Origin of the sequence: Citrobacter sp. RHBSTW-00524, from assembly GCF_013747755.1 — a bacterium.
GTDB classification, from domain to species: domain Bacteria; phylum Pseudomonadota; class Gammaproteobacteria; order Enterobacterales; family Enterobacteriaceae; genus Citrobacter; species Citrobacter braakii.
Map to the genome: position 1 here is coordinate 5,025,596 of NZ_CP056421.1, position 24,019 is coordinate 5,049,614.

A 24,019-nucleotide genomic window follows, 5' to 3' on the forward strand; every position below is an offset into this window, starting at 1 on the left:
GCATACTGCGCGGGGCCTGTGTTTTGCATTTGTAACCAAGGGGTCTGCTCGTGACAACAATAGTAAGCGTACGCCGTAACGGCCATGTGGTAATCGCCGGTGATGGTCAGGCCACACTGGGTAACACCGTAATGAAAGGCAACGTGAAGAAAGTCCGCCGTCTGTACAACGACAAAGTCATCGCGGGCTTTGCGGGCGGTACTGCGGATGCATTCACGCTGTTTGAACTGTTTGAACGCAAGCTGGAAATGCACCAGGGTCACCTGGTGAAAGCTGCCGTTGAACTGGCAAAAGACTGGCGTACCGACCGTATGCTGCGCAAACTCGAAGCGCTGCTGGCCGTTGCGGATGAAACTGCATCACTCATCATCACCGGTAACGGCGACGTCATCCAGCCAGAAAACGATCTGATTGCCATCGGCTCCGGCGGTCCCTACGCCCAGGCTGCTGCACGCGCTCTGCTGGAAAACACCGAGCTTGGCGCACGCGAGATTGCTGAGAAAGCGTTGGATATTGCAGGGGATATCTGCATTTATACCAACCACTTCCATACCATCGAAGAATTGAACTCCAAAGCGTAAGGATCCCCCATGTCTGAAATGACCCCACGCGAAATTGTCAGCGAACTGAACAAACACATCATCGGCCAGGATAACGCTAAGCGTTCCGTGGCGATTGCCCTGCGTAACCGCTGGCGCCGCATGCAGCTCAACGAAGAGCTGCGCCATGAAGTTACGCCGAAAAACATTCTGATGATTGGCCCAACCGGCGTCGGTAAAACCGAAATCGCCCGTCGTCTGGCAAAACTGGCCAACGCGCCGTTCATCAAAGTTGAAGCAACAAAATTCACCGAAGTCGGCTATGTTGGTAAAGAAGTTGACTCTATCATCCGCGATCTGACCGATGCTGCCATCAAAATGGTCCGCGTTCAGGCCATCGAGAAAAACCGCTTCCGTGCCGAAGAGATGGCGGAAGAGCGCATTCTCGACGTGCTGATCCCACCGGCTAAAAATAACTGGGGACAGTCAGAGCAGCCGCAGGAACCTTCTGCAGCGCGTCAGGCGTTCCGTAAAAAACTGCGTGAAGGCCAGCTGGATGATAAAGAGATCGAAATCGATCTCGCGGCCGCACCGATGGGCGTTGAAATCATGGCGCCTCCGGGAATGGAAGAGATGACCAGCCAGCTACAGTCCATGTTCCAGAACCTGGGCGGTCAGAAGCAAAAACCGCGTAAGCTGAAAATCAAAGACGCGATGAAGCTGCTGATTGAAGAAGAAGCGGCCAAACTGGTGAATCCGGAAGAGCTGAAACAGGAAGCTATCGACGCCGTTGAGCAACACGGAATCGTGTTTATCGACGAAATCGACAAAATCTGTAAGCGCGGCGAATCCTCCGGCCCGGACGTGTCCCGTGAAGGCGTACAGCGCGACCTGCTGCCGCTGGTTGAAGGCTGCACGGTCTCCACTAAACACGGTATGGTGAAAACAGACCACATTCTGTTTATCGCCTCTGGCGCATTCCAGGTAGCGAAACCGTCTGACCTGATCCCGGAACTGCAGGGTCGTCTGCCGATTCGTGTCGAGCTGCAGGCGCTGACCACCAGCGATTTTGAGCGTATCCTTACCGAACCTAATGCCTCCATCACCGTCCAGTACAAAGCGCTGATGGCGACCGAAGGTGTGGACATCAACTTCACCGAATCGGGCATTAAACGCATTGCCGAAGCGGCCTGGCAGGTCAATGAAACCACCGAAAACATCGGTGCACGTCGTCTGCATACCGTTCTCGAGCGTCTGATGGAAGATATTTCCTATGATGCGAGCGATTTAAACGGCCAAAGCATCACAATTGATGCCGAATATGTGAGCAAACATCTGGATGCGCTGGTCGCAGATGAAGATCTGAGCCGTTTTATCCTATAATCGCGTTCAATGCATTTTCATCACTGTTGATGGGGCTGATAAAGCCCCATTTTTATTGGCGCTAAATATGACTGAACAACAAAAAATTAGCCGCTCACAAGCCTGGCTGGAAAGTTTACGACCTAAGACCTTACCGCTCGCCTTCGCGGCGATCATCGTCGGTACGGCATTAGCATGGTGGCAAGGATACTTCGATCCGCTGGTTGCTCTGTTGGCATTGATTACGGCAGGACTGCTGCAAATTCTGTCCAACCTCGCTAACGACTATGGCGATGCGGTCAAAGGCAGCGACAAGCCCGACCGCATTGGACCGCTGCGCGGTATGCAAAAAGGGGTTATCACCCAACAGCAGATGAAGCGTGCACTGATCGTCACCGTGGTGTTGATTTGTCTGTCAGGTCTGGCCCTGGTTGCTGTGGCCTGCCACACGCTGGCGGATTTTGTCGGTTTCCTGGTACTTGGGGGCCTGTCGATTATCGCGGCGATCACCTACACCGTGGGTAATCGCCCTTACGGATATATCGGTCTGGGCGATATTTCCGTGCTGGTATTCTTTGGCTGGCTTAGCGTGATGGGAAGCTGGTATCTGCAGGCGCATACGCTGATTCCGGCGCTGATTCTGCCTGCCACCGCCTGTGGCCTGCTGGCAACTGCCGTGCTCAACGTCAACAACCTGCGCGATATCAACAGCGACAGAGAGAACGGCAAGAACACGCTGGTAGTACGTTTAGGTGCCGTCAATGCCCGCCGCTACCATGCCTGCCTGCTGATGGGTACGCTGGTCTGCCTGGCGCTGTTTAACCTGTTTTCGCTACAAAGTCTGTGGGGATGGCTGTTTATCCTTGCCGCTCCGCTGCTTTTCAAACAGGCGCGTTACGTGATGCGCGAAATGGATCCTGCGGCAATGCGTCCGATGCTGGAACGCACCGTAAAAGCGGCGCTATTAACTAACTTGCTGTTTGTCGTTGGAATTTTCTTAAGTCAGTGGTCTCTTTAACTGACAAATATCAATTAACAATTGATGATTTTGCCAACAGTACACATAGCGCGATATACTAAAAATTCTCGCAGCAACTGAACGTTAAGCCTATGAAATACGATACATCCGAGCTTTGTGACATCTATCAGGAAGATGTCAACGTCGTGGAACCGCTGTTCTCTAACTTTGGAGGACGGTCGTCGTTTGGCGGACAAATCATCACGGTAAAATGTTTCGAGGACAACGGGTTGCTGTACGATCTGCTCGAACAAAATGGCCGTGGTCGCATTCTGCTGGTCGATGGTGGCGGTTCTGTCCGTCGTGCGCTGGTCGATGCCGAACTGGCACGACTGGCCGTACAGAATGAATGGGAAGGTCTGGTCATCTACGGCTCAGTCCGCCAGGTAGACGATCTGGAAGAACTGGATATCGGCATTCAGGCGATTGCCGCAATTCCGGTAGGTGCTTCAGGAGAGGGGATTGGGGAAAGCGATGTGCGCGTCAACTTTGGCGGCGTGACATTCTTCTCCGGCGACCACCTTTACGCCGACAACACCGGGATAATCCTCTCCGAAGACCCGCTCGATATCGAGTAAGTGAAAAAGGCCATCAGCAAGTTTGATGGCCTTTTATTTTCTTCATTCATCCGATTTGTAGTGAATGACCCTAACATCATAATTCCCAGCTCTTGCTTCAACAACGACACTCATCATCTCGCGACTTGCAGGATAAGATTCAACGTATGCGTTTAATTTTTCTTCTGCTCTGTGAATATCATTCTTAGGTATCCCCGTAAAAACTATTTCACTGCGTTGAAGATGGCTACCCTCATATGTATGGCTTACAAAAAACCAGTCGCTGGATACCCTTGGAACCTGTTTAATCAATTTCGGCGTTAATAACTGATAAATTAATAAATCATGCTGCGTATAGCATTTTTTTGTAAAGACACTCACCATTAAATAACAATAAAGCAGCGCAAAGAAAAGCATAAATGCAATAATAACACCTAATCGTCGAAACGTCATATACGGAGTTCCCGAACATAATTTGGATTCGCAACAGGTTTAATTACATCCATAAATAAGTGTAAGGCCAAAAATCCTGTAAGGGTTCGAAACGATGTGACGTACTCAAGAATATAGACAAAGCAATACCTTGCAGAATTCGCTCCTGCAATCCTCGTCGCACCATGAATCTACGATATATACCAGTATTAATATTTAGACCGTGAATGCTTTTAGACATGCTTTGATGGTAATTTACTTCGTAAAATTCACTATCACCACCACGAGGTCTTGTCATTTCAAACCATAATTTTTCAGCGCCTGCCGGATTAGCGTGGCCTAGATCAATCCACCCTAGATTATCTGTATAGATAAGACCATATCTAATATCTCTGGTGATAAATCGATCCGAATTATCAATAATATCGTTTCTTTTTGTCATATCGTATTCTTTGAAATTTGAGAATTACGATATCCTAAAGTCTACATAGTAAAAAGGCATCCATTATGGATGCCTTTTTAAAGAAATCAGAATTAGACTTCTTCCATACGCCCCAACAGGGCATGCAGACGATCCTGCCAGCCGTTCTGCTGTTCTTTCAGGTTGTTGTTCTCACGCTCCAGCTCTTCACGCTGCTGCTGTGCAGACTGAACTTCCTGCGACAGTGAGTTGTTCTTTTCTTTCAGCTCTTCGATTTCCATCTGCAACAGCGTGATGGTATCAATCGCCTGCTGTACTTTTGCTTCCAGTTTCTCAAACACTTCTAATGACATCGTCATACCTCTCCTGAATTGCAAGGCGTTGATGGATAAAAATCCTCGTCCCGATAACCGGCGACGCCTTAATAAAAACGAGCGCACTCTACTTAACACCGATTGTATGAAGCCGCGTCATCCCTGTCCAGCGGCATCCCGCGCAGATTGCGGTTTGCAACACTTTTCGTCTTTCTCCTGGTGACATTACTATCATAACTCTTAAGTGTTAACGAATTGATCATTGAAATGATTCAGCTCACACTATTTTTGTATAACAAATACCGCGAAATGGCGCGATAACGCTCATTTTGTTGATGGAGTACACACATTTCAATTTCGATATTTCTCGTTTTTGAGCGTTAACGATAAATTAACAGTGTGCCTACCGGCTCCGGGGATGTCAGTGACCTTCTCGCATACAATAAACATTAAACTCTCTTCAGGATCCGATTATGAGTCAAACATCAACCTTAAAAGGCCAGTGCATTGCTGAATTCCTCGGTACCGGGTTGTTGATTTTCTTCGGTGTGGGATGTGTCGCTGCACTCAAAGTTGCTGGGGCTACTTTTGGTCAGTGGGAAATCAGTATCATCTGGGGTCTGGGGGTAGCGATGGCTATCTATCTGACTGCAGGCGTTTCTGGTGCACACCTGAATCCAGCGGTAACCATCGCACTCTGGCTGTTCGCCTGTTTTGATAAACGCAAAGTTGCTCCTTTTATTATTTCGCAAATTGCCGGCGCCTTTTGCGCAGCGGCACTGGTTTACGGGCTTTATTACAATCTTTTCATCGATTTCGAACAAACTAACCATATCGTGCGCGGCAGTACCGAGAGCCTGGGTCTGGCAGGTACTTTCTCGACCTATCCGAACCCGCATATCAATTTTGTGCAGGCCTTCGCGGTTGAAATGGTCATTACCGCTATTCTAATGGGGCTGATTCTGGCTCTGACCGACGATGGTAACGGTGTACCTCGTGGTCCGCTGGCACCACTGCTGATCGGCTTGTTGATCGCCGTTATTGGTGCTTCCATGGGTCCGCTAACAGGTTTTGCGATGAACCCGGCACGTGACTTCGGACCGAAACTCTTCGCCTGGATGGCCGGATGGGGTGAGATTGCCTTCACGGGTGGTCGTGATATCCCTTACTTCCTGGTCCCGGTGTTTGGCCCGATTACCGGCGCGATTTTAGGCGCATGGGCATATCGCAAACTGATTGGTCGCCATTTACCGTGCGATGTCTGCGCGATTGAAGAGAAAGACGTTGCGACCAACACTCAACAAAAAGCTTCGCAGTAATGTGACTACGGGACAAATAATCATGACTGAAAAAAAATATATCGTTGCGCTCGACCAGGGCACCACCAGCTCCCGCGCGGTCGTAATGGACCACGATGCGAATATCGTTAGCGTTTCACAGCGCGAATTCGAGCAAATCTACCCGAAAGCAGGTTGGGTAGAACATGACCCAATGGAAATTTGGGCGACCCAAAGCTCCACGCTGGTAGAAGTTCTGGCGAAAGCCGATATCAGTTCCGATGAAATTGCAGCGATCGGTATTACCAACCAGCGTGAAACCACCATCGTCTGGGAGCGTGAGACCGGTAAACCTATCTATAACGCAATTGTGTGGCAGTGTCGTCGTACCGCGGATATCTGCGAAAAGCTCAAGCGCGACGGAATGGAAGAGTACATCCGTAATAACACGGGTCTGGTAATTGACCCGTACTTTTCCGGCACTAAAGTGAAGTGGATCCTCGACCACGTGGAAGGCTCACGTGAGCGCGCTCGTCGCGGCGAACTGCTGTTCGGTACGGTAGACACCTGGCTTATCTGGAAAATGACGCAGGGACGCGTACACGTAACGGATTACACCAACGCCTCTCGTACCATGCTGTTCAACATCCACTCCCTGGACTGGGATGACACGATGCTGGATGCGCTGGATATTCCGCGTGCAATGCTGCCAGAAGTGCGTCGTTCTTCTGAAGTGTACGGCCAGACCAACATCGGTGGTAAAGGCGGCATTCGTATTCCTATCTCCGGTATTGCCGGTGACCAGCAGGCCGCTCTGTTTGGCCAGCTGTGCGTGAAGGAAGGGATGGCGAAAAACACTTACGGTACCGGCTGCTTCATGCTGATGAACACTGGCGAGAAAGCCGTTAAGTCCGAAAATGGACTACTGACCACCATCGCCTGTGGACCGACCGGGGAAGTGAACTACGCGCTGGAAGGTGCGGTATTTATGGCTGGCGCATCCATCCAGTGGCTGCGCGATGAAATGAAACTCATCAGCGATGCATTCGACTCTGAATATTTCGCCACCAAAGTGAAAGATACCAACGGCGTGTACGTCGTTCCGGCATTCACAGGCCTTGGCGCACCGTACTGGGACCCGTATGCACGCGGAGCCATCTTCGGCCTGACTCGTGGCGTAAACTCCAACCACATCATCCGCGCAACGCTTGAGTCTATCGCTTACCAGACCCGTGACGTACTGGAAGCGATGCAGGCTGACTCCGGTATTCGCCTGCACGCCCTGCGCGTCGATGGCGGTGCGGTCGCCAACAACTTCCTGATGCAGTTCCAGTCCGATATTCTCGGCACGCGCGTTGAGCGCCCGGAAGTCCGCGAAGTCACCGCATTGGGTGCTGCGTACCTTGCCGGTCTGGCAGTAGGTTTCTGGCAGAATCTGGATGAACTGCAGGAGAAAGCGGTCATCGAGCGTGAATTCCGCCCTGGCATCGAAACCACCGAGCGTAATTTCCGTTACAGCGGCTGGAAAAAAGCGGTCAAACGCGCCATGGCGTGGGAAGATCACGACGAGTAATTCGTCATTGCCGGATGGCGACTTTACCTTGTCCGGCAATATCTTCGTGCGGGGGCAACCCCGCACACACATCAATAATCTAGTCCCCTCCCCTGTGCTACACTTCGCGCCATTCCTTTCAGCTACGAGTTTGCAATGAGACGAGAACTTGCCATTGAATTTTCACGCGTGACCGAAGCGGCCGCGCTGGCTGGCTATAAATGGCTGGGCCGCGGCGATAAAAATACCGCTGATGGCGCGGCGGTGAACGCCATGCGTATTATGCTCAACCAGGTCAACATCGACGGCACCATCGTGATTGGCGAGGGTGAGATTGATGAAGCGCCGATGCTGTTTATCGGCGAGAAAGTCGGAACCGGCCACGGTGATGCGGTCGACATCGCCGTCGATCCTATCGAAGGCACGCGTATGACGGCAATGGGCCAGGCGAATGCGCTGGCGGTGCTGGCTGTAGGCGATAAAGGCTGTTTCCTGAACGCGCCAGACATGTACATGGAAAAGCTGATTGTCGGCCCTGGCGCAAAAGGGTCCATCGACCTGAACCTGTCGCTGGAAACCAACCTGCGAAACATTGCAGCCGCGCTGAACAAACCACTGAGTGACCTGACCGTCACCATCCTGGCAAAACCACGCCATGACGAGGTTATTGCAGAGATGGCGAAACTGGGCGTGCGCGTCTTCGCCATTCCTGACGGCGACGTTGCGGCCTCGATTCTGACCTGTATGCCAGACAGCGAAGTTGACGTGTTGTACGGTATTGGCGGCGCTCCGGAAGGCGTGGTTTCCGCGGCCGTCATCCGCGCGCTGGACGGCGACATGCAGGGCCGCCTGCTGGCGCGCCATGACGTCAAAGGCGACAGCGAAGAGAACCGTTGTATTGGCGAACAGGAACTGGCCCGCTGCACCGCGATGGGCATTGAAGCGGGCAAAGCGCTGCGTCTGGATGAAATGGCGCGCAGCGACAACGTCATTTTCTCCGCTACCGGCATCACCAAAGGCGATCTGCTGGAAGGGATTAGCCGTAAAGGCAATATCGCAACCACCGAAACGCTGTTGATCCGCGGCAAATCACGCACGATCCGCCGCATTCAGTCGATTCACTACCTCGATCGCAAAGATCCCGATGTGCAGGCGCACATCCTGTAATTGATTTGATCAATAGAGCCTTCCAGCCCATCCGGGCTGGAAATCTTTCGTCCAACGAACGAAGATAAGGCAATCAAAGCAGACAGGAGAAAACCATGGCAGATTGGGTAACAGGCAAAGTCACAAAGGTGCAGAACTGGACCGATGCCCTGTTTAGTTTGACCGTGCGAGCTCCGGTTCTTCCTTTCACTGCAGGTCAGTTCACCAAGCTTGGCCTTGAGATCGACGGTGAGCGCGTCCAGCGCGCCTATTCCTACGTGAATGCGCCCGATAACCCCGACTTAGAATTTTATCTGGTGACGGTTCCCGACGGCAAACTCAGCCCTCAACTGGCGGCGCTAAAGCCTGGCGATGAAGTTCAGGTGGTGAGTGAGGCCGCTGGATTCTTCGTGCTGGATGAAGTCCCTGATTGCGAAACGCTATGGATGCTGGCAACCGGCACGGCTATCGGCCCGTATTTGTCGATTCTGCAACTAGGCAAAGATCTGGGTCGCTTTAAAAATCTGGTGCTAGTCCACGCCGCACGCTATGCCGCCGATTTGAGCTACCTGCCATTGATGCAGGCGCTGGAAAAGCGCTACGAAGGTAAATTACGCATCCAGACGGTTGTTAGCCGTGAGACAGCCGTAGATTCGCTGACCGGGCGTGTACCGGCGCTGATTGAAAGCGGTGAACTGGAAAAGGCGGTAGGGCTGCCAATGGATAAAGAAACCAGCCATGTGATGTTGTGCGGAAATCCACAAATGGTACGCGACACGCAGCAACTGCTGAAAGAGACCCGGCAGATGACCAAACACCTGCGCCGTCGACCGGGCCATATGACTGCTGAGCACTACTGGTGAGGGTTGCCGGGAGGCGCTTGCGCTTCTCCGGTCGACAACTACTGGCGCTCGGCTTTGTACTTTACGTCCTGCGTATCCTTACCATATTTATTTTCGTCCTGGGTGCCAACGAACGCGCCCAGATCGATGAGCATACCGACCAGAATGAGCGTCGGAACAAAGCGACCAACCGCCCATTGCCAGACGCCGGGTAACATCGTCCAATTTCCGGCCAGCAGCATCCACGCCAAAATCATCAGCAGCGCCCACGCTCCAGAACGTCCCCGATCGTGCAGGCGTTTTACCGTCACTGCCGCCGTCGGCCATAGCAGACAAACCAGACAAAATGCCGCAGTCTGAATATCGAGTAATTGCTTGCTCGCCAGCGAGAACAGAACCAGCATTCCGACGATCCACAGACCTATCCAAATCCAGAAATCACGGCGCCCGATGCGCCCTTTAAATGAGAATAACCACTGCTGTATGGTCATGTAAGTTCCTTTATTATTACCTTCCAGAACAGTTTACCCTTTTGACAAGCCCGACAGTTACCGTTTTAATCGTGAGCAGTCATAACGAAAGGTACGATTGATGAAGCAAGGATTTACACTGTTTTTATTATTGTTTTCAGCCTTCACCGCGAGCGTTGCGGCACGGGCGGAAGAGCCATCGACGGCAACCACGGCCCCCTATTTACTGGCGGGTGCGCCGACCTTTGACCTGTCGATTAGCCAGTTTCGCGAAAACTTTAATACGCAGAATCCGAAGCTTATCCTGAATGAGTTCCGCGCCATCGACAGCAGCCGCGATCGGGCAAACCTCACCCGCGCGGCCAGTAAAATCAATGAAAACCTGTATGCGTCCTCCGCCCTTGAGCGCGGCACGCTAAAAATCAAAAGTATGCAGATAACCTGGTTGCCGATTCAGGGACCAGAACAAAAGGCGGCCAAAGCGAAAGCGCTGGAATACATGACCGCCGTCATTCGTACCGTCGCGCCGCTACTGACGAAAGAGCAGAGCCAGAAAAAGCTGCAAAAACTGCTCGCTGCCGGCAAAGGTAAACACTATTACGCCGAAACAGAAGGCGCCATTCGCTATGTTGTGGCAGATAACGGTGAAAAAGGGCTGACCTTCGCTGTTGAACCGATTAAGCTGGCACTATCAGAAAGTCTTGAGAAGGCGAATTGATGACAAAAAGCAAAGCCTTTCCGCAGACGAATCTCTATACTGTTTCACAGACCATGCTGCCCTGACGGGCGGCCATATTCCTTAATTCGCTGACAAGCGTGGAGAAATGAAATGCGACATCCTTTAGTGATGGGTAACTGGAAACTGAACGGCAGCCGCCACATGGTAAACGAACTGGTTGCTAATCTGCGTAAAGAACTGGCTGGCGTTGCTGGCTGTGCAGTAGCAATTGCTCCGCCGGAAATGTATATCGACCTGGCGAAACACGCCGCTGCCGGTAGCCACATTATCCTGGGCGCGCAGAACGTTGACCTGAACCTGTCTGGCGCATTTACCGGTGAAACAAGTGCTGAAATGCTGAAAGATATCGGCGCGCAGTACATCATTATCGGTCACTCTGAGCGTCGTACTTACCACAAAGAGTCTGACGAGCTGATCGCTAAAAAATTCGCCGTGCTGAAAGAACAAGGTCTGACTCCGGTTCTGTGCATCGGTGAAACCGAAGCAGAAAACGAAGCGGGCAAAACTGAAGAAGTCTGTGCACGTCAGATCGACGCCGTTCTGAAAACTCAGGGCGCGGCAGCATTCGAAGGCGTCGTTATCGCTTACGAACCAGTATGGGCTATCGGTACCGGTAAATCTGCAACTCCTGCTCAGGCTCAGGCTGTTCACAAATTCATTCGTGACCACATTGCTAAAGCTGACGCGAAAATCGCTGAACAAGTTATCATCCAGTACGGCGGTTCCGTAAACGCAGCTAACGCAGCAGAACTGTTCGCTCAGCCGGATATCGATGGCGCGCTGGTTGGCGGTGCTTCTCTGAAAGCAGATGCCTTCGCGGTCATCGTTAAAGCAGCAGAAGCGGCTAAACAGGCGTAATGCTGTTGAGGCGGGTAGCGCTTCGCTGACCCGTCCTCCAAGACTGTAGGCCCGGTAAGCGTTAGCGCTACCGGGCTTTTTTTTACAACTTACCCAACACGCTAAACCACAGATAATCCAGCGGCAGAAGAAGCAGATATGTTGCCGTCGCCAGCGCGATACACAGCAGCATCCCCGCCCTCGCAGGCACTTTCCCAAGCGCCATCGCCACCACAATCGGCGAAGCCTGATACGGCAGTAGCGGTGTGGAATACCCCAATACCTGAATCATAATTACCGACAGCAGCGGGAACCCAGTCGCATCGGCAAAACTTTGCGCCAGAGTGGTATACAGCGCCGGAACGCCGTTCGCCGTCATAATAAAATTGAGTGCGGTGGTAATGCCGGTCAGCGCGAGAAAGCTGGTAAATGGTTTTTCCTCATCCAGCGGCATCACCTGTAACAGCGCCTCGCCCACTGCATTGCCAATGCCGGTCTGGGTAACGGTAATTGCCAACCCCAGAATCCCCGCCACGTAAATGCAGGTCCTGATATTTACCCCGGAGGAAAACTCGTCGCCATTGATAAAACCAACCCGTGGTAGCAGCGTGATAACCGCTGCCGCCAACCCGGTCCACGCAGGCCCTATACCGTGCCAGCTTTCACTTACCCACAGCAGCAGCACCACTGCTAACATCCAGGCCAGACGTGTTTCATCCCGGCTCATTGGTTCCGCTGGCGTGAGATCGCGCGGTGCGTGGGGCTTGCCAGGGAACAGCCAGCAGATAAGCATGATGAGCACCGCGCCTTTAAGCCAGCCCAGAACCGGCGTATGCAGCAGCAAATAGGGAAGATAATTGAGGTGGATGCCGTAAGAGCCTTCCGCCGCGCCGCTCATTACCAGATTTGGCACGTTAGCGGGTAAAATCGTCGCGGAAAGCTGGAACGTCCCAAACCCGACGGCCAGCGCCAGACCATACCAGGCGCGCGTACCCTCGTTAATTCCGGCACGCTTCGCCATTGCAGCAACAATCGGCATCAGCAGCGCAATACGCCCCATATTGGACGGCATCACAAACGCCAGCGCGTAACTGAGCAGCACCACGCTCGCCACCATTAACGGCCAGGAATCGGTCAATCGCGATGACAGCGCTCTCGCCGCCCTGTCCGCCAGCCCCGTTTTGCGAATCGCGATACCCAGCACAAAACCACTAAAGACCAGCCAGAATGCCGAAGACGCAAATCCGCCAAAGATCACATCCGCAGGTGCGATTTTGGCAACCATTGCCACGGCAAAGAACAGCAGCGCCGTTATAAACTCCGGCAGTAGCGACGTCGCCCAGAGCAGGATAGTAATGCCAACCACCAGAGAGGGGATAAACAGAGGGTGTGTAAGCCAGAGCGACATGCCTGTCTCCTGTTGTTTTTTTCAACAAGAATACGGGGACAGACATGCGGAGTAAATGCCAGATTAGGTGGGGTTAACGCAGAATATCACATTGATGATCCTGAATTTCCTCAGCGGAGGCGAGATTGAGCGATAACAGATTGCGCTGGGTCGCCAGCAGGACAAAGGACTCATCGCTCTGACGCACCATCGCCAGCGCATAGCTGCCCATGTGCTCACGCGCATCCGGCACCTCTTCTGCCAGCATCATAAACGGGCTGCGTTGCGCCAGTTCATTTTCCGTGACGCGACGCGCCAGATATTCATGACCGCGCAGCCCACCCGGTAATGGCAGCCAACGAGTGCTGATTTTCGCCAGATTGTCATCCAGCTGTTTTCTGACATCGGTTCGCAGGCAGGAGATATGAATATGCAGATGATTTTGCGTACGCCCGCTACGCGAGTTAATGGTCAGCGATACCGCTTTGTCAGGGATTTCCTGACCGTATTTTTGGCTCATAAAGCTGCGCGCCTGCCAGGCCAGCCAGAAAAAGTTCGGCGTCCCTGATTTCAGCAGCAACGGGCTTTCCGTTCCGTTGATACGCCAGGTCGGCATCAACAGGTATTGCAGTGGGCCGTTACGATCTTTGAACACCACATATCCGGCATCCGGCTTCACTTCGGCGCACGGCGCGGGATCCTGCTGCTGCAACTGGTGCGGCAGGCATTGCTGAAGAACGATCTGGCGTAATGCGTCCGGGTTACCGGTGAATTTCCAGTACCCGATACCTGCAGCAGCGGCGACTACAATCACCGCCAGTAAAAGATAGCCTGCTTTTTTCATTACGCGTTCCCTGTATCTCATTGAAGGGCAAGAGTAACGCAAAACCATGACAAATAAAAAACCCGGTCGCGTTATGCCACCGGGTCGGTAAATCACAGACTTATTTAGCGCTTGCTGATCTGGTCAAACGTACCACCGTTAGAGAAGTGCTCTTTCTGCGCTTTCGTCCAGCCGCCAAACTCTTCGTCGATGGTGAACAGTTTCAGCTTCGGAAATGCATTTTCGTATTTCTTCGCAACGTCTGCATCACGCGGACGATAGTAGTTTTTCGCTGCAATTTCCTGACCTTCCGGAGAGTAGAGATATTTCAGGTAGGCTTCCGCCACCGTTTTGGTGTCTTTCTTTTCCACGACTTTATCGACCACAGAAACGGTTGGTTCCGCGAGGATAGATTCACTCGGCGTCACTATCTCGAATTTGTCTTTGCCCAGCTCGTTTGTCGCCAGCAGGGCTTCGTTTTCCCAGGCGATCAGCACATCACCGATACCGCGTTCAACGAAGGTATTGGTTGAGCCACGCGCACCGGAGTCCAGCACTTCAACATTCTTATACAGGGCCTTCACGAAGTCTTGTGCCTTGGCCTGATCGTTGTTGTTGTGGTGCAAGGCGTAGCCCCATGCCGCCAGATAGTTCCAGCGTGCGCCACCTGAGCTTTTCGGGTTTGGTGTAATGACCGACACGCCTGGTTTGATCAGATCGTTCCAGTCATGAATTTGTTTGGGGTTGCCTTTGCGGACCAGGAAAACGATGGTGGAGGTGTATGGCGCGGAGTTATCCGGCAGACGCTTAATCCAGTTTTTATCGATACGACCACGTTCAGCAATGGCATCCACATCGTAAGCCAGCGCCAGCGTCACGACATCGGCTTCAATGCCGTTAATGACGGAGGTCGCTTGTTTACCCGAACCGCCGTGCGACTGGCGGATCACGACGTTGTCGCCCTTTTCCTGCTTCCAGTGCGCGCTGAAGGCCTTATTGTACTGCTCGTACAGTTCACGCGTTGGATCGTACGATACGTTAAGTAACTGAATATCCTTTGCCAGAACGCTGGTCGATGCCAGCAATAATGTTAACCCTACGCCCCATTTGTTCATCGCCCAGCTCTCTTATGTGGTGTTGTGATGAGCAAAGCGTGCCAGAAAGGTATCCAAACATTAAAGAATAAAAAAAGATTTGCTATAACTTGGGGGAATAAATGCGGGGAATTGTGCCGAATGGTGGTTAGCGGCTCATCAGGCCTACAAGTCTTTACAACCTGTAGGCCTGATGCGCTTAGCGCCATCAGGCGCGGAAAAAACAATCAGTACAGTTTTTTCGCGCAGTCCAGCCAGTCACCTTTGAACGGACGCTTCATGTTTTCAATCGCGTCGATGATGTCGTGGTGAACCAGTTGCTCGTTCTGAATACCTACACAGCGACCGCCGTGACCTGCCAACAGCAGTTCAATGGCATATGCGCCCATACGGGACGCCAGGATACGGTCGTAAGGCACCGGAGAACCACCACGCTGGATGTGACCCAGTACGGTTGAGCGCGTTTCACGACCCGTTTCTTTCTCGATGTAATGCGCCAGTTCGTCAACGTCACACATGTGCTCAGTGATCGCCACAATTGCGTGTTTTTTACCTTTCGCGATGCCTGCTTTGATTTCAGCAACCAGATCGTCACGGCTGAATTCCACTTCCGGAACCACCACAAACTCACAGCCGCCAGCAATGGCAGCCGCCAGAGTCAGATCGCCACAGTAGCGGCCCATCACTTCAACGATGGAAATACGCTGGTGAGAAGAAGAGGTATCACGCAGACGGTCAATCGCTTCGACTACGGTACCCAGAGCGGTGAAATAACCGATGGTGTAGTCGGTGCCTTTGATATCGTTGTCGATAGTGCCTGGCAGACCGATGCATGGGAAGCCCATTTCAGTCAGGCGTTTTGCCCCCATGTAAGAACCGTCACCACCGATAACAACCAGCGCGTCAATGCCACGCTTTTTCAGGTTTTCGATAGCCACGGCACGCACGTTTTCGTCGCGGAATTCCGGGAAGCGGGCAGAACCGAGGAATGTACCGCCACGGTTGATCATGTCGGACACGCTGTAGCGGTCAAGTTGAACCATACGGTCTTCATACAAACCCAGGTAGCCATCATGGATCCCCATGACTTCCAGCCCTTCCGTCAACGCTGCACGTACAACACCACGGATTGCTGCGTTCATGCCCGGCGCATCACCGCCGCTTGTCAACACACCGATTTTCTTAATCATGACTACCTCTGAACTTTGGAATGCAAAATGAAATCTGCTGCCGGAAGTCGATTCCGCATATCGAAACGATCCAACCAATATGCAGATAGTATAACAATCACTTCCTGCTGAATTGATTCAGGTCAGGCCAAATGGTGGTAATTTATACACAAAATGCTGGCCCGGTTCACTTTTTTTACAACGAATTATAAAACCTCAAACATCTTGCCTTCCTTGGGTACGACCGAACAGGGATCCTGATGAATGATGACATCCGATCCCGGGAAACGCCGTAAAATTGCCTGCTCTACCTGTTCAGCCACTAAATGCGCCTGAACGAGCGGCAGATTATCTTCCATTTCCAAATGAATCTGAATAAAGCGGGTCGGCCCTGACTGCCGCGTGCGAAGATCGTGAGCGCCGCTGACTCCAGGCCATGACGTCACAATATCAATAATTTCCTGACGTTCTTCATCGGGTAAAGCGCGATCCAGCAAAGACTGTACTGCCTCATAACCCATGCGTAATGCACTATATAAAATATAGATGCCAATCCCGAGCGCAAACAAGGCATCTGCGCGATGCCAGCCGTACCATGCCAGCCCAAGCGCCACGAGAATTGCACCGTTCATCATAACATCAGACTGATAATGAAGCATATCCGCCCTAACGGCCTGACTTTGCGTGCGTTTCACCACCCAGCGCTGAAACGAGACCAGAATGATTGTACACACTAACGCAATGATGGTGACAACCACCCCGACGCCAGGATCTTTCATTGGCGTGGGTTGGATGAGATGCTGAATCCCGGTCAGGAATAAAAACAGCGCCGAACCGGAAATAAACATGCTTTGCGCCAGCGCCGCCAGCGATTCCGCTTTTCCGTGTCCGAACGTATGTTCATCATCGGCCGGTTGCAAAGAATAGCGCACCACCAACAGGTTGGTTAACGACGCGGCGATGTCCACCAAAGAATCCACCAGCGCTGCCAGAATACTGACCGATCCGGTGTACCACCACGCAAAAATTTTGATCAAAAGTAACAGCGATGCCATCACGGTCGCCGCGATTGCCGCCCGGCTAACCAGCCGCCCATAGGTTTGATTCATAAACACTCCTGCCAGGATATGCCGCTAGTATAACGGATGAAGTAAAACAGTCAGGCAATAACCGAGTGACAAATTTTGGGCAAAAAAAACCCCCACATCATGTGGGGGAAGACAGGGATGGTGTCTATGGCAAGGAAAACAGGGTTACTACTGGGAACGTGAGTTGCTACTACTCAATAAATTCAACGATGAGCTTTTTTTCCAGTGCGCTACGTCGCGCAGTTGCTCCATTCGTTGTTCATGTCTCTCATTTAAAACCGCTTGCTGCTCGGGCGTTAACAGGCGATACATCTGGTTGCGAACCTTGGCTATTTCAACCTGGCGGGCAACCTGTTCTTGCGCCATTCTTTCTGCCTGAGCGCGCACAGCGCGTTCATCAAATTTCTCTGCGGTGACAAGGCGATGCATTGTCTCCATTTCGCTAACATTAACAGGAGGCTGTTCGTGTCTTGCCTGCTGCATTAAATCTCGCATCTGTTGACGTTGATGTTCGGTTAAACTGATACCGTCGAACATGTGGCTCTGAACGCTGCGTTGCGCGGAGCCTTCACCCAGGTGCCAGTGATCGCCTGTGACGACTTCAGCTGCATGGCTTAAAGTACTCAGTGCCAGCGTTGAGGCCATGACGGCAGCGGTAACTTTGCCCATCACTTGCTCCCAAAATCTTTTCTGTCGCGATTCAACGAGAGACAGTTTACGATTCGGGCTGCAAACATGCGTCAGGGGGTGTAAAACAACGTAAAGTCATAGATTAGCGACGCCTGATGACGTAATTTCTGCCTCGGAGGTACGTAAACAATGAATAAAATCCTGTTAGTTGATGATGACCGAGAGCTGACTTCCCTGTTAAAGGAGTTGCTCGAAATGGAAGGTTTCGATGTGCTGGTTGCCTATGATGGGGAACAGGCGCTTGAGCTTCTGGATGACAGCATCGATTTACTTTTGCTCGACGTCATGATGCCGAAGAAAAATGGCATTGATACGCTGAAAGCACTTCGTCAGACACACCAGACACCCGTAATCATGCTGACCGCTCGCGGCAGCGAATTGGATCGCGTACTTGGCCTTGAGCTGGGCGCGGACGACTATTTACCTAAACCGTTTAACGACCGTGAACTGGTCGCGCGCATCCGCGCTATTTTGCGTCGCTCACACTGGAGCGAACAGCAGCAGAACAGCGACAACGGTTCGCCCACTCTGGAAGTGGATGCGTTAAGCCTTAATCCGGGTCGCCAGGAAGCCAGCTTTGACGGGCAAACCCTGGAGTTAACCGGCACCGAATTCACCCTGCTCTATTTGCTGGCACAGCATCTCGGTCAGGTGGTTTCGCGTGAACACCTGAGCCAGGAAGTGCTGGGCAAACGCCTGACACCTTTCGATCGCGCGATCGACATGCATATCTCGAACCTGCGTCGTAAGCTGCCAGAACGTAAAGACGGACACCCGTGGTTTAAAACCCTGCGCGGTCGCGGCTACCTGATGGTCTCCGCTTCATGATAGGGAGCTTAACCGCACGCATCTTTGCCATCTTCTGGTTGACGCTGGCACTGGTGTTGATGTTGGTACTGATGTTACCCAAGCTTGATTCACGCCAGATGACCGAGCTACTGGACAGCGAGCAGCGCCAGGGGTTGATGATTGAGCAACACGTTGAAGCTGAACTGGCGAACGATCCACCCAACGATTTGATGTGGTGGCGTCGCTTGTTTCGGGCGATAGACAAGTGGGCGCCGCCAGGACAGCGGTTATTGCTTGTTACGACGGAAGGACGCGTGATCGGCGCAGAACGCAACGAAATGCAGATCATTCGTAACTTTATTGGTCAGGCCGATAACGCCGACCATCCGCAAAAGAAAAAATACGGTCGCGTTGAGATGGTCGGGCCTTTCTCCGTCAGAGACGGCGAAGATAACTACCAGCTGTATCTCATTCGACCTGCCAGCAGCTCACAATCTGACTTTATCAATCTGTTGTTCGACCGACCGCTGTTGTTGCTGATTGTCACCATGTTAGTCAGCTCTCCGCTACTGCTCTGGCTTGCCTGGAGTCTGGCGAAACCGGCGCGTAAGTTGAAAAACGCGGCGGATGAAGTGGCCCAGGGCAACCTGCGTCAGCATCCGGAACTGGAAGCCGGTCCGCAGGAATTTCTGGCGGCAGGCGCCAGCTTTAACCAGATGGTGACGGCGCTGGAGCGAATGATGACCTCGCAGCAACGCCTGCTGTCGGACATCTCTCACGAGTTGAGAACGCCGTTGACGCGTCTGCAGTTGGGCACCGCGCTGCTGCGCCGTCGTAGCGGTGAAAGCAAAGAGCTGGAGCGTATTGAAACAGAAGCGCATCGGCTGGACAGCATGATCAACGACCTGCTGGTGATGTCACGCAATCAGCAGAAAAACGCGCTGGTCAGTGAAACGGTGAAAGCCAATCAGCTGTGGGGCGAAGTGCTGGATAACGCCGCCTTTGAAGCCGAGCAGATGGGTAAATCACTCACGGTGAATTTCCCGCCGGGCCCGTGGCCGCTGTACGGCAACCCAAATGCGTTGGAAAGCGCGCTGGAAAACATTGTGCGCAACGCCCTGCGTTATTCACACACGCAGATTGAAGTTGGCTTCGCGGTGGATATCGATGGGATTACCATCACCGTCGACGACGATGGCCCGGGCGTTAGCCCTGAAGACCGAGAACAGATTTTCCGTCCGTTCTATCGTACCGATGAGGCGCGCGATCGCGAGTCTGGCGGAACAGGTCTGGGTCTGGCGATTGTTGAAACCGCAATCCAACAGCATCGTGGCTGGGTGAAAGCCGAAGACAGCCCGCTGGGTGGTTTACGGCTGGTAATTTGGTTGCCGCTGTATAAACGCGCTTAACAGGCTTCCCCGGTAACGTCGTACCGGGGAAGTTCTCACATTATGCTGCCACAGTCGCAGCCGCTAGCTTTTGCTTTTTAATCCGCTTCACCAGAATGGTCGAACAGATAAAGCCCATTAAGCTGAACGCAATCATCACGCTAAAGACATAGTTATAGCCCGTGATGCCGCTATTGGTATCCAGTAAATAACCGTATAACGTATACGCAAACATGGCGGGCATATAACCGATGATACAGCCAAATGCCATCGCCGAACCGGCATATTCACGCGGGGTACCAATCTCATCCATTGGTGCAAAGAAAATGGCGCGCTGTGAGAAAATAATCGCCCCAAATCCAAGCGTCGCCGCCATACCGATATACACATTCATCGTTTGATGTGGCAACAGCATAAAAACAACCATAGCAGCAGCAGAGATCAGAAACGTCCACTTCAGGTAAACCGTAGGTGATTTAGCAACCTTATCCGCCAGCAGCCCACCAATCGGCCCTCCCACCATTTTCAATGCATACTGGTTGATGATGCCGTACGCGCCGACGAGCGCTACCGGCAGCATGTAGATATCTTTTAAGAATGGGATGAAGTAAGTCAGGCCACAGTACGCGGCGTAAACGAAGAAAATCCCTAAAGAAGCCAGCCAGACGTTAGGGCAGGACAACACATGTTTGATACCCTTTAAGACTTCCATGTTGGCACTGGTTTTCTCGCCGCCTTTCACTTTGTCATCATCGACAATAAAGTAAGTGAGAACGCCCGCAGCCAGCGTAATTAGCGTATAAAACAGCAGTCCAGCCTGCATCCCCGCTTTACCTTCACCAAACTGGACGAAAACAAACAGAGCGCCAGAAGCGACGATAACATCCACCACGCCACGTCCGGCTTCTAAAAAGCCAAACATACGCCCTTGTTCTTCTTGCGTACCTAGCAGACGCACAGCTTTCAATAACACCGGCCAATAAACCACATCGGCAAAGAACGCCATTGCGGCAAAGCAAATAAGATAACCGGTAAATGACGGTAGCGTCGCCAAATATAAACCGCATAGCCCAACGCCGATCAGACCAAATGGTAATAATATTTTCTTGGAATAACGGTCTGCGATATAGAGCGACAGAAAAAGCCCGGTTGTCTGAACAATCGTATAAACAGTAAAACTTAAACCAATTTGCGTATTGGTTAAACCCCAGTCACTTTGCATTGGCACATAGAAAACGTCTTTCATACTTGAAAGTTTGAATATTGTGCCGCCGCCTAAAATTAAAAAACAGAGCCTTGCCCATTTGTTCATGAACATAATTAAACCCTCATTGCTTGTTGAGAGAAATATTTAAATTAAATCATGCAGTTAATAAATTAAGAGAGTTATTTTCATAACCCTTTTCGCATTTAATAATATTTAAAGAAGTTTATTTATTACTTGTAAACTTGTCGCATAAATCACGGATATACTTTATTTGAGCAAGAGCATGTTCTTTTTCCTGCGCCAGTCGCGCATCAATCATGTTACTGTCGGGCAGCGGCGTATAGCTTGCATCGCGCCATGGGATCCAGGGATTATCACCTTCATCATCAAAACGAAATGCCGGAGCATAATATTCAACTTCCTCTTCCAGACCAAAAGCATTTACTTGCGGTTTATCCTCACCTAAAAGTAATAATGCCTTAAGCATCTCTTCCATTGGTAAGTCACCGTATCCTGAACGACAAGCCTCATGCCCCCAGCCTTTACCTTCTTTAATAATTTTTGCGTCTTTGATATGCACCTGAGTGATTAGAGGGGACATGACCTCTAACGCAGAAAGCGGCTGCTCATTGGCATTAATCATGTTGCCAAAATCAAACAGAATAGAGAGATTCTTCATTCCACTATTATTAACCAGCGTCACCAGTTCATGGCCTTGCAGATCTTCATGCTGTTCGATAGTAAAGCTTAGTCCGCAATCGTCATACTGAGACAACCACGCAATATCATTGGCAATCTTTGCCATGACATCGTTGAGATGTCCTTCATAGCGCGGGTAGAAACGTACTGAAGTTGCGCCAGTTGCCACAGCAATACGGATCGCATCCGTCAATGTCGCCTTGTCCGATGCGCTCGTTTCAATATGTACATCGAGGTTATATTTTTTGGCCTTTTCTTTAAAATCGTGCAACTGCCGATCGTTTAGTTTCTGCAGTGATTGGGACTCACCATCCTCAACATGTATTTTCACTCCCTTTAATTGTTGCTGATGCGCAATATCCAGAAGATCGCCCGGAAGGACTCTCTCATAGCGCATATTCAGATGAAAGGCATAAGCATGTAGGTACAGTGGTATATTTCTCGCACGTTCAGCGAGAAGTTCTTGGTTGCATTTTCCCATTATTTTTCTCATTCATCACGAATAACAAGTTCCACAGATTCAAGTCGCCAGTATTCAAAATCAACCTGAACCACTTTTTTATCTCGGGTAGCCCGATGTTTTTCTACTAAAATTCCATAAGTATTAGGCGCAACGCCCAACTCTTTGCAGGCCACTTCTGGCATATTGACCGGTTTAAAAATCATTTCTTTGATATTTAAAGCATGACCAAACGCATCTTCCCAGACGCTGGCAAAAGACTGATTGCCCAATTTATTAATGAATCCTGGCGCAACATCAGCATCAATATAGGACTCATGGTAAAACACTTTATGCGAATCAAGACCACACCAACCGGTAACTAAATAGCGATCACCGGAGGAGAGAAAAACATCATCAACATGGTGCGGAACCGTCGCAATCGTTTCTTTGGTTAAATAACCCCAAAAAGGCTTGCGCCCCTGAGCACAGGCTTCAGCATTAAAGCTGGAAAGTGATTTGGGATTATAAATAAATCGCTTCGATGAAATAAACCAACCACTGCGGTTCTTTCGGAAGATACGCGCATCGATCTCAAGCTCAATCAGAACCTGACGTAAGGTCATGCGCTTCGCATCCAGCAACTCACATAACTCTCTCTCCGAAGGCAATTTAGAGCCCGCTGGCAAATTATTCTCGTTTAACCAGCTTTCAAAGCGCTCTCTAAGCACATCAACATTGTTTTTCTTTTTCATTTTGCTCATCTGGTTTAAACCAATTTAAAGCTAAGATATTTGAGTGCAGGAAATACTCAAGTTTTTTTTCAACGCAGAGTTTCTTTTTGTGGGCCAGGTATCAAGAATGGACTGAAAACATGGCGTGACGGGCAGGTTTTTTTACCCGCCTTAGTATGCAGAGATAAGAACCACGAGAAAGGCAAATCAGGTGTTACCACCTGATTTAATTGCATGGTCAGAATGGCTTTATTTTCCCCACAAACGGCGGGAATTGTCTTCGATCTTGCCGCTTAAACGACGCTTTTGCATCGTTCGGGTCCAGCTTTTCGATAACCCGGCAGCCGAGAGTAAACGGTGATATTGTGAGTCATCAAACGGCATATGCCAGGCAATGGCAATCGCCTCCCGCACGCTGACGTCGCTGACGCGTGAAGCCAGGATCAACGGCGCGTCCGCCGACACCTGGCCTGGAGCGATGACGCTGCACAACCAGCCCGTCTTGCCTGCATCCTGCATCTGGCTAGCCATATCGCTGATGCCAAAATGGAAATTCAGCTTAAAGCACGGCGAGCGCGGCTGCGTGACCTGAATCAGCGCATCTCCCCACTGGAAAATGTCGCCAATGAATACATTCTCTTCCGTTAGCCCCTGAGTAGAGAGATTCTCGCCAAACGCGGGCGCGACAAAGCGCTCTGCCTGCTCCGGAAACTCTTGTCTCCAGTGCTGATAGTGTTCACGCGGATAGTGGCACAGCGCGCGATCCGGCCCACCGTGAATTTTCGTTTCCGCCTGTTCATCACCCGTCAGCCCCAGTTCGGTCAGCGTCAGCTCGCCGTCAACCTGGACCTTAGCAATCGCGCTGGGACGGCTTCCCGTGTAGTCCCGAACCTTGCCTGTAAAAACATCGACCGGATATCGCATCTGTTCCCTCTCCCGATAAATTTCCCCCATTACACCACATTTATTTTACCCCAGTCGCTCAAAATGAGAGCACGGTTCACAT

At 51.3% G+C, this 24,019-nt stretch carries 26 protein-coding genes; 12 read left to right on the plus strand and 14 right to left on the minus strand.

Annotation, left to right across the window (positions count from 1 at the left end; genetic code table 11):
• Positions 1-50 precede the first annotated feature (50 nt).
• From hslV to rraA, 4 genes are all read left to right on the plus strand, one after another.
• Entirely contained in the window at positions 51-581 is a 531-nt protein-coding gene (gene hslV, locus HV229_RS24040) for an ATP-dependent protease subunit HslV (RefSeq protein ID WP_003028805.1), read from the plus strand.
• A 9-nt stretch (positions 582-590) separates the two neighbouring features.
• Positions 591-1,922, plus strand: a complete 1,332-nt coding sequence (gene hslU, locus HV229_RS24045; protein ID WP_003028803.1) for an HslU--HslV peptidase ATPase subunit — start codon at positions 591-593, stop codon at positions 1,920-1,922.
• 67 nt (positions 1,923-1,989) lie between these two features.
• The gene (gene menA, locus HV229_RS24050) at positions 1,990-2,919 is read left to right on the plus strand and encodes a 1,4-dihydroxy-2-naphthoate polyprenyltransferase (RefSeq protein ID WP_016157915.1); all 930 of its coding nucleotides are present in this window, start codon (positions 1,990-1,992) and stop codon (positions 2,917-2,919) included.
• Positions 2,920-3,011: 92 nt separating this feature from the next.
• Positions 3,012-3,497, plus strand: a complete 486-nt coding sequence (gene rraA, locus HV229_RS24055) for a ribonuclease E activity regulator RraA (RefSeq protein ID WP_008787034.1) — start codon at positions 3,012-3,014, stop codon at positions 3,495-3,497.
• A 42-nt stretch (positions 3,498-3,539) separates the two neighbouring features.
• On the opposite strand, the gene HV229_RS24060 is transcribed toward rraA, so the two are convergent.
• The 3 genes from HV229_RS24060 to zapB form a co-directional block, all read right to left on the minus strand.
• Positions 3,540-3,929: a hypothetical protein gene (locus tag HV229_RS24060; RefSeq protein ID WP_181546561.1), complete on the minus strand. Its 390-nt coding sequence runs from the start codon at positions 3,927-3,929 to the stop codon at positions 3,540-3,542.
• A gap of 43 nt (positions 3,930-3,972) precedes the next feature.
• Positions 3,973-4,350, minus strand: coding sequence for a hypothetical protein (locus HV229_RS24065; RefSeq protein ID WP_249417779.1), 378 nt, complete (start codon positions 4,348-4,350; stop codon positions 3,973-3,975).
• 92 nt (positions 4,351-4,442) lie between these two features.
• A complete protein-coding gene (zapB, locus tag HV229_RS24070; protein WP_019077914.1) occupies positions 4,443-4,688 on the minus strand; it encodes a septal ring assembly protein ZapB in 246 nt (81 codons plus the stop codon).
• Between the two features lie 428 nt (positions 4,689-5,116).
• Between zapB and HV229_RS24075 the strand changes: the two genes are divergently transcribed.
• The 4 genes from HV229_RS24075 to fpr all read left to right on the plus strand — a co-directional run bounded on the left by HV229_RS24075 (position 5,117) and on the right by fpr (position 9,481).
• Positions 5,117-5,962, plus strand: coding sequence for an MIP/aquaporin family protein (locus HV229_RS24075; RefSeq protein ID WP_016155255.1), 846 nt, complete (start codon positions 5,117-5,119; stop codon positions 5,960-5,962).
• A gap of 22 nt (positions 5,963-5,984) precedes the next feature.
• Entirely contained in the window at positions 5,985-7,493 is a 1,509-nt protein-coding gene (gene glpK, locus HV229_RS24080; RefSeq protein WP_016155254.1) for a glycerol kinase GlpK, read from the plus strand.
• Positions 7,494-7,628: 135 nt separating this feature from the next.
• Positions 7,629-8,639, plus strand: coding sequence for a class II fructose-bisphosphatase (glpX, locus tag HV229_RS24085; RefSeq protein WP_103928813.1), 1,011 nt, complete (start codon positions 7,629-7,631; stop codon positions 8,637-8,639).
• Between the two features lie 95 nt (positions 8,640-8,734).
• On the plus strand, positions 8,735-9,481 hold the full coding sequence (gene fpr / locus HV229_RS24090) for a ferredoxin--NADP(+) reductase (protein WP_016157907.1): 747 nt from the start codon (positions 8,735-8,737) through the stop codon (positions 9,479-9,481).
• Between the two features lie 38 nt (positions 9,482-9,519).
• Here fpr and HV229_RS24095 read toward each other — a convergent pair whose 3' ends face one another.
• A complete protein-coding gene (locus HV229_RS24095) occupies positions 9,520-9,951 on the minus strand; it encodes a DUF805 domain-containing protein (RefSeq protein WP_016155251.1) in 432 nt (143 codons plus the stop codon).
• Between the two features lie 100 nt (positions 9,952-10,051).
• On the opposite strand from HV229_RS24095, the gene HV229_RS24100 reads away from it, so the two are divergent.
• Both HV229_RS24100 and tpiA read left to right on the plus strand, forming a co-directional pair.
• Complete coding sequence (locus tag HV229_RS24100) at positions 10,052-10,648, plus strand: YiiQ family protein (protein WP_016155250.1); 597 nt, start codon at positions 10,052-10,054, stop codon at positions 10,646-10,648.
• A 111-nt stretch (positions 10,649-10,759) separates the two neighbouring features.
• Entirely contained in the window at positions 10,760-11,527 is a 768-nt protein-coding gene (tpiA, locus tag HV229_RS24105) for a triose-phosphate isomerase (protein WP_003028783.1), read from the plus strand.
• Positions 11,528-11,609: 82 nt separating this feature from the next.
• Here tpiA and HV229_RS24110 read toward each other — a convergent pair whose 3' ends face one another.
• From HV229_RS24110 to cpxP, 6 genes are all read right to left on the minus strand, one after another.
• Positions 11,610-12,914 (minus strand): SLC13 family permease, encoded by a 1,305-nt coding sequence (locus tag HV229_RS24110; protein WP_181546563.1) that lies wholly within the window; start codon positions 12,912-12,914, stop codon positions 11,610-11,612.
• A 73-nt stretch (positions 12,915-12,987) separates the two neighbouring features.
• The gene (locus HV229_RS24115) at positions 12,988-13,737 is read right to left on the minus strand and encodes a CDP-diacylglycerol diphosphatase (RefSeq protein ID WP_016155248.1); all 750 of its coding nucleotides are present in this window, start codon (positions 13,735-13,737) and stop codon (positions 12,988-12,990) included.
• A gap of 104 nt (positions 13,738-13,841) precedes the next feature.
• Positions 13,842-14,831 (minus strand): sulfate/thiosulfate ABC transporter substrate-binding protein Sbp, encoded by a 990-nt coding sequence (gene sbp, locus HV229_RS24120; protein ID WP_047497565.1) that lies wholly within the window; start codon positions 14,829-14,831, stop codon positions 13,842-13,844.
• A 206-nt stretch (positions 14,832-15,037) separates the two neighbouring features.
• Positions 15,038-16,000, minus strand: coding sequence for a 6-phosphofructokinase (gene pfkA / locus HV229_RS24125; RefSeq protein WP_003028778.1), 963 nt, complete (start codon positions 15,998-16,000; stop codon positions 15,038-15,040).
• 185 nt (positions 16,001-16,185) lie between these two features.
• On the minus strand, positions 16,186-17,088 hold the full coding sequence (gene fieF, locus HV229_RS24130) for a CDF family cation-efflux transporter FieF (RefSeq protein ID WP_181546565.1): 903 nt from the start codon (positions 17,086-17,088) through the stop codon (positions 16,186-16,188).
• A gap of 147 nt (positions 17,089-17,235) precedes the next feature.
• Positions 17,236-17,736, minus strand: a complete 501-nt coding sequence (gene cpxP / locus HV229_RS24135) for a cell-envelope stress modulator CpxP (RefSeq protein ID WP_016155211.1) — start codon at positions 17,734-17,736, stop codon at positions 17,236-17,238.
• A gap of 150 nt (positions 17,737-17,886) precedes the next feature.
• Between cpxP and cpxR the strand changes: the two genes are divergently transcribed.
• Both cpxR and cpxA read left to right on the plus strand, forming a co-directional pair.
• Complete coding sequence (gene cpxR / locus HV229_RS24140; RefSeq protein WP_006686193.1) at positions 17,887-18,585, plus strand: envelope stress response regulator transcription factor CpxR; 699 nt, start codon at positions 17,887-17,889, stop codon at positions 18,583-18,585.
• Positions 18,582-19,955, plus strand: coding sequence for an envelope stress sensor histidine kinase CpxA (gene cpxA / locus HV229_RS24145; protein WP_016155210.1), 1,374 nt, complete (start codon positions 18,582-18,584; stop codon positions 19,953-19,955). The genes cpxR and cpxA overlap by 4 nt, the downstream gene beginning before the upstream one ends.
• A gap of 40 nt (positions 19,956-19,995) precedes the next feature.
• Here cpxA and HV229_RS24150 read toward each other — a convergent pair whose 3' ends face one another.
• The 4 genes from HV229_RS24150 to yiiM form a co-directional block, all read right to left on the minus strand.
• Entirely contained in the window at positions 19,996-21,246 is a 1,251-nt protein-coding gene (locus HV229_RS24150) for an MFS transporter (RefSeq protein WP_029139693.1), read from the minus strand.
• Positions 21,247-21,364: 118 nt separating this feature from the next.
• Entirely contained in the window at positions 21,365-22,321 is a 957-nt protein-coding gene (locus HV229_RS24155) for a TIM barrel protein (RefSeq protein ID WP_016155208.1), read from the minus strand.
• Between the two features lie 8 nt (positions 22,322-22,329).
• Positions 22,330-23,034: a GntR family transcriptional regulator gene (locus HV229_RS24160; RefSeq protein WP_019077919.1), complete on the minus strand. Its 705-nt coding sequence runs from the start codon at positions 23,032-23,034 to the stop codon at positions 22,330-22,332.
• A 228-nt stretch (positions 23,035-23,262) separates the two neighbouring features.
• Positions 23,263-23,937 (minus strand): 6-hydroxyaminopurine reductase, encoded by a 675-nt coding sequence (gene yiiM, locus HV229_RS24165; protein ID WP_046276211.1) that lies wholly within the window; start codon positions 23,935-23,937, stop codon positions 23,263-23,265.
• Positions 23,938-24,019: the final 82 nt, after the last annotated feature.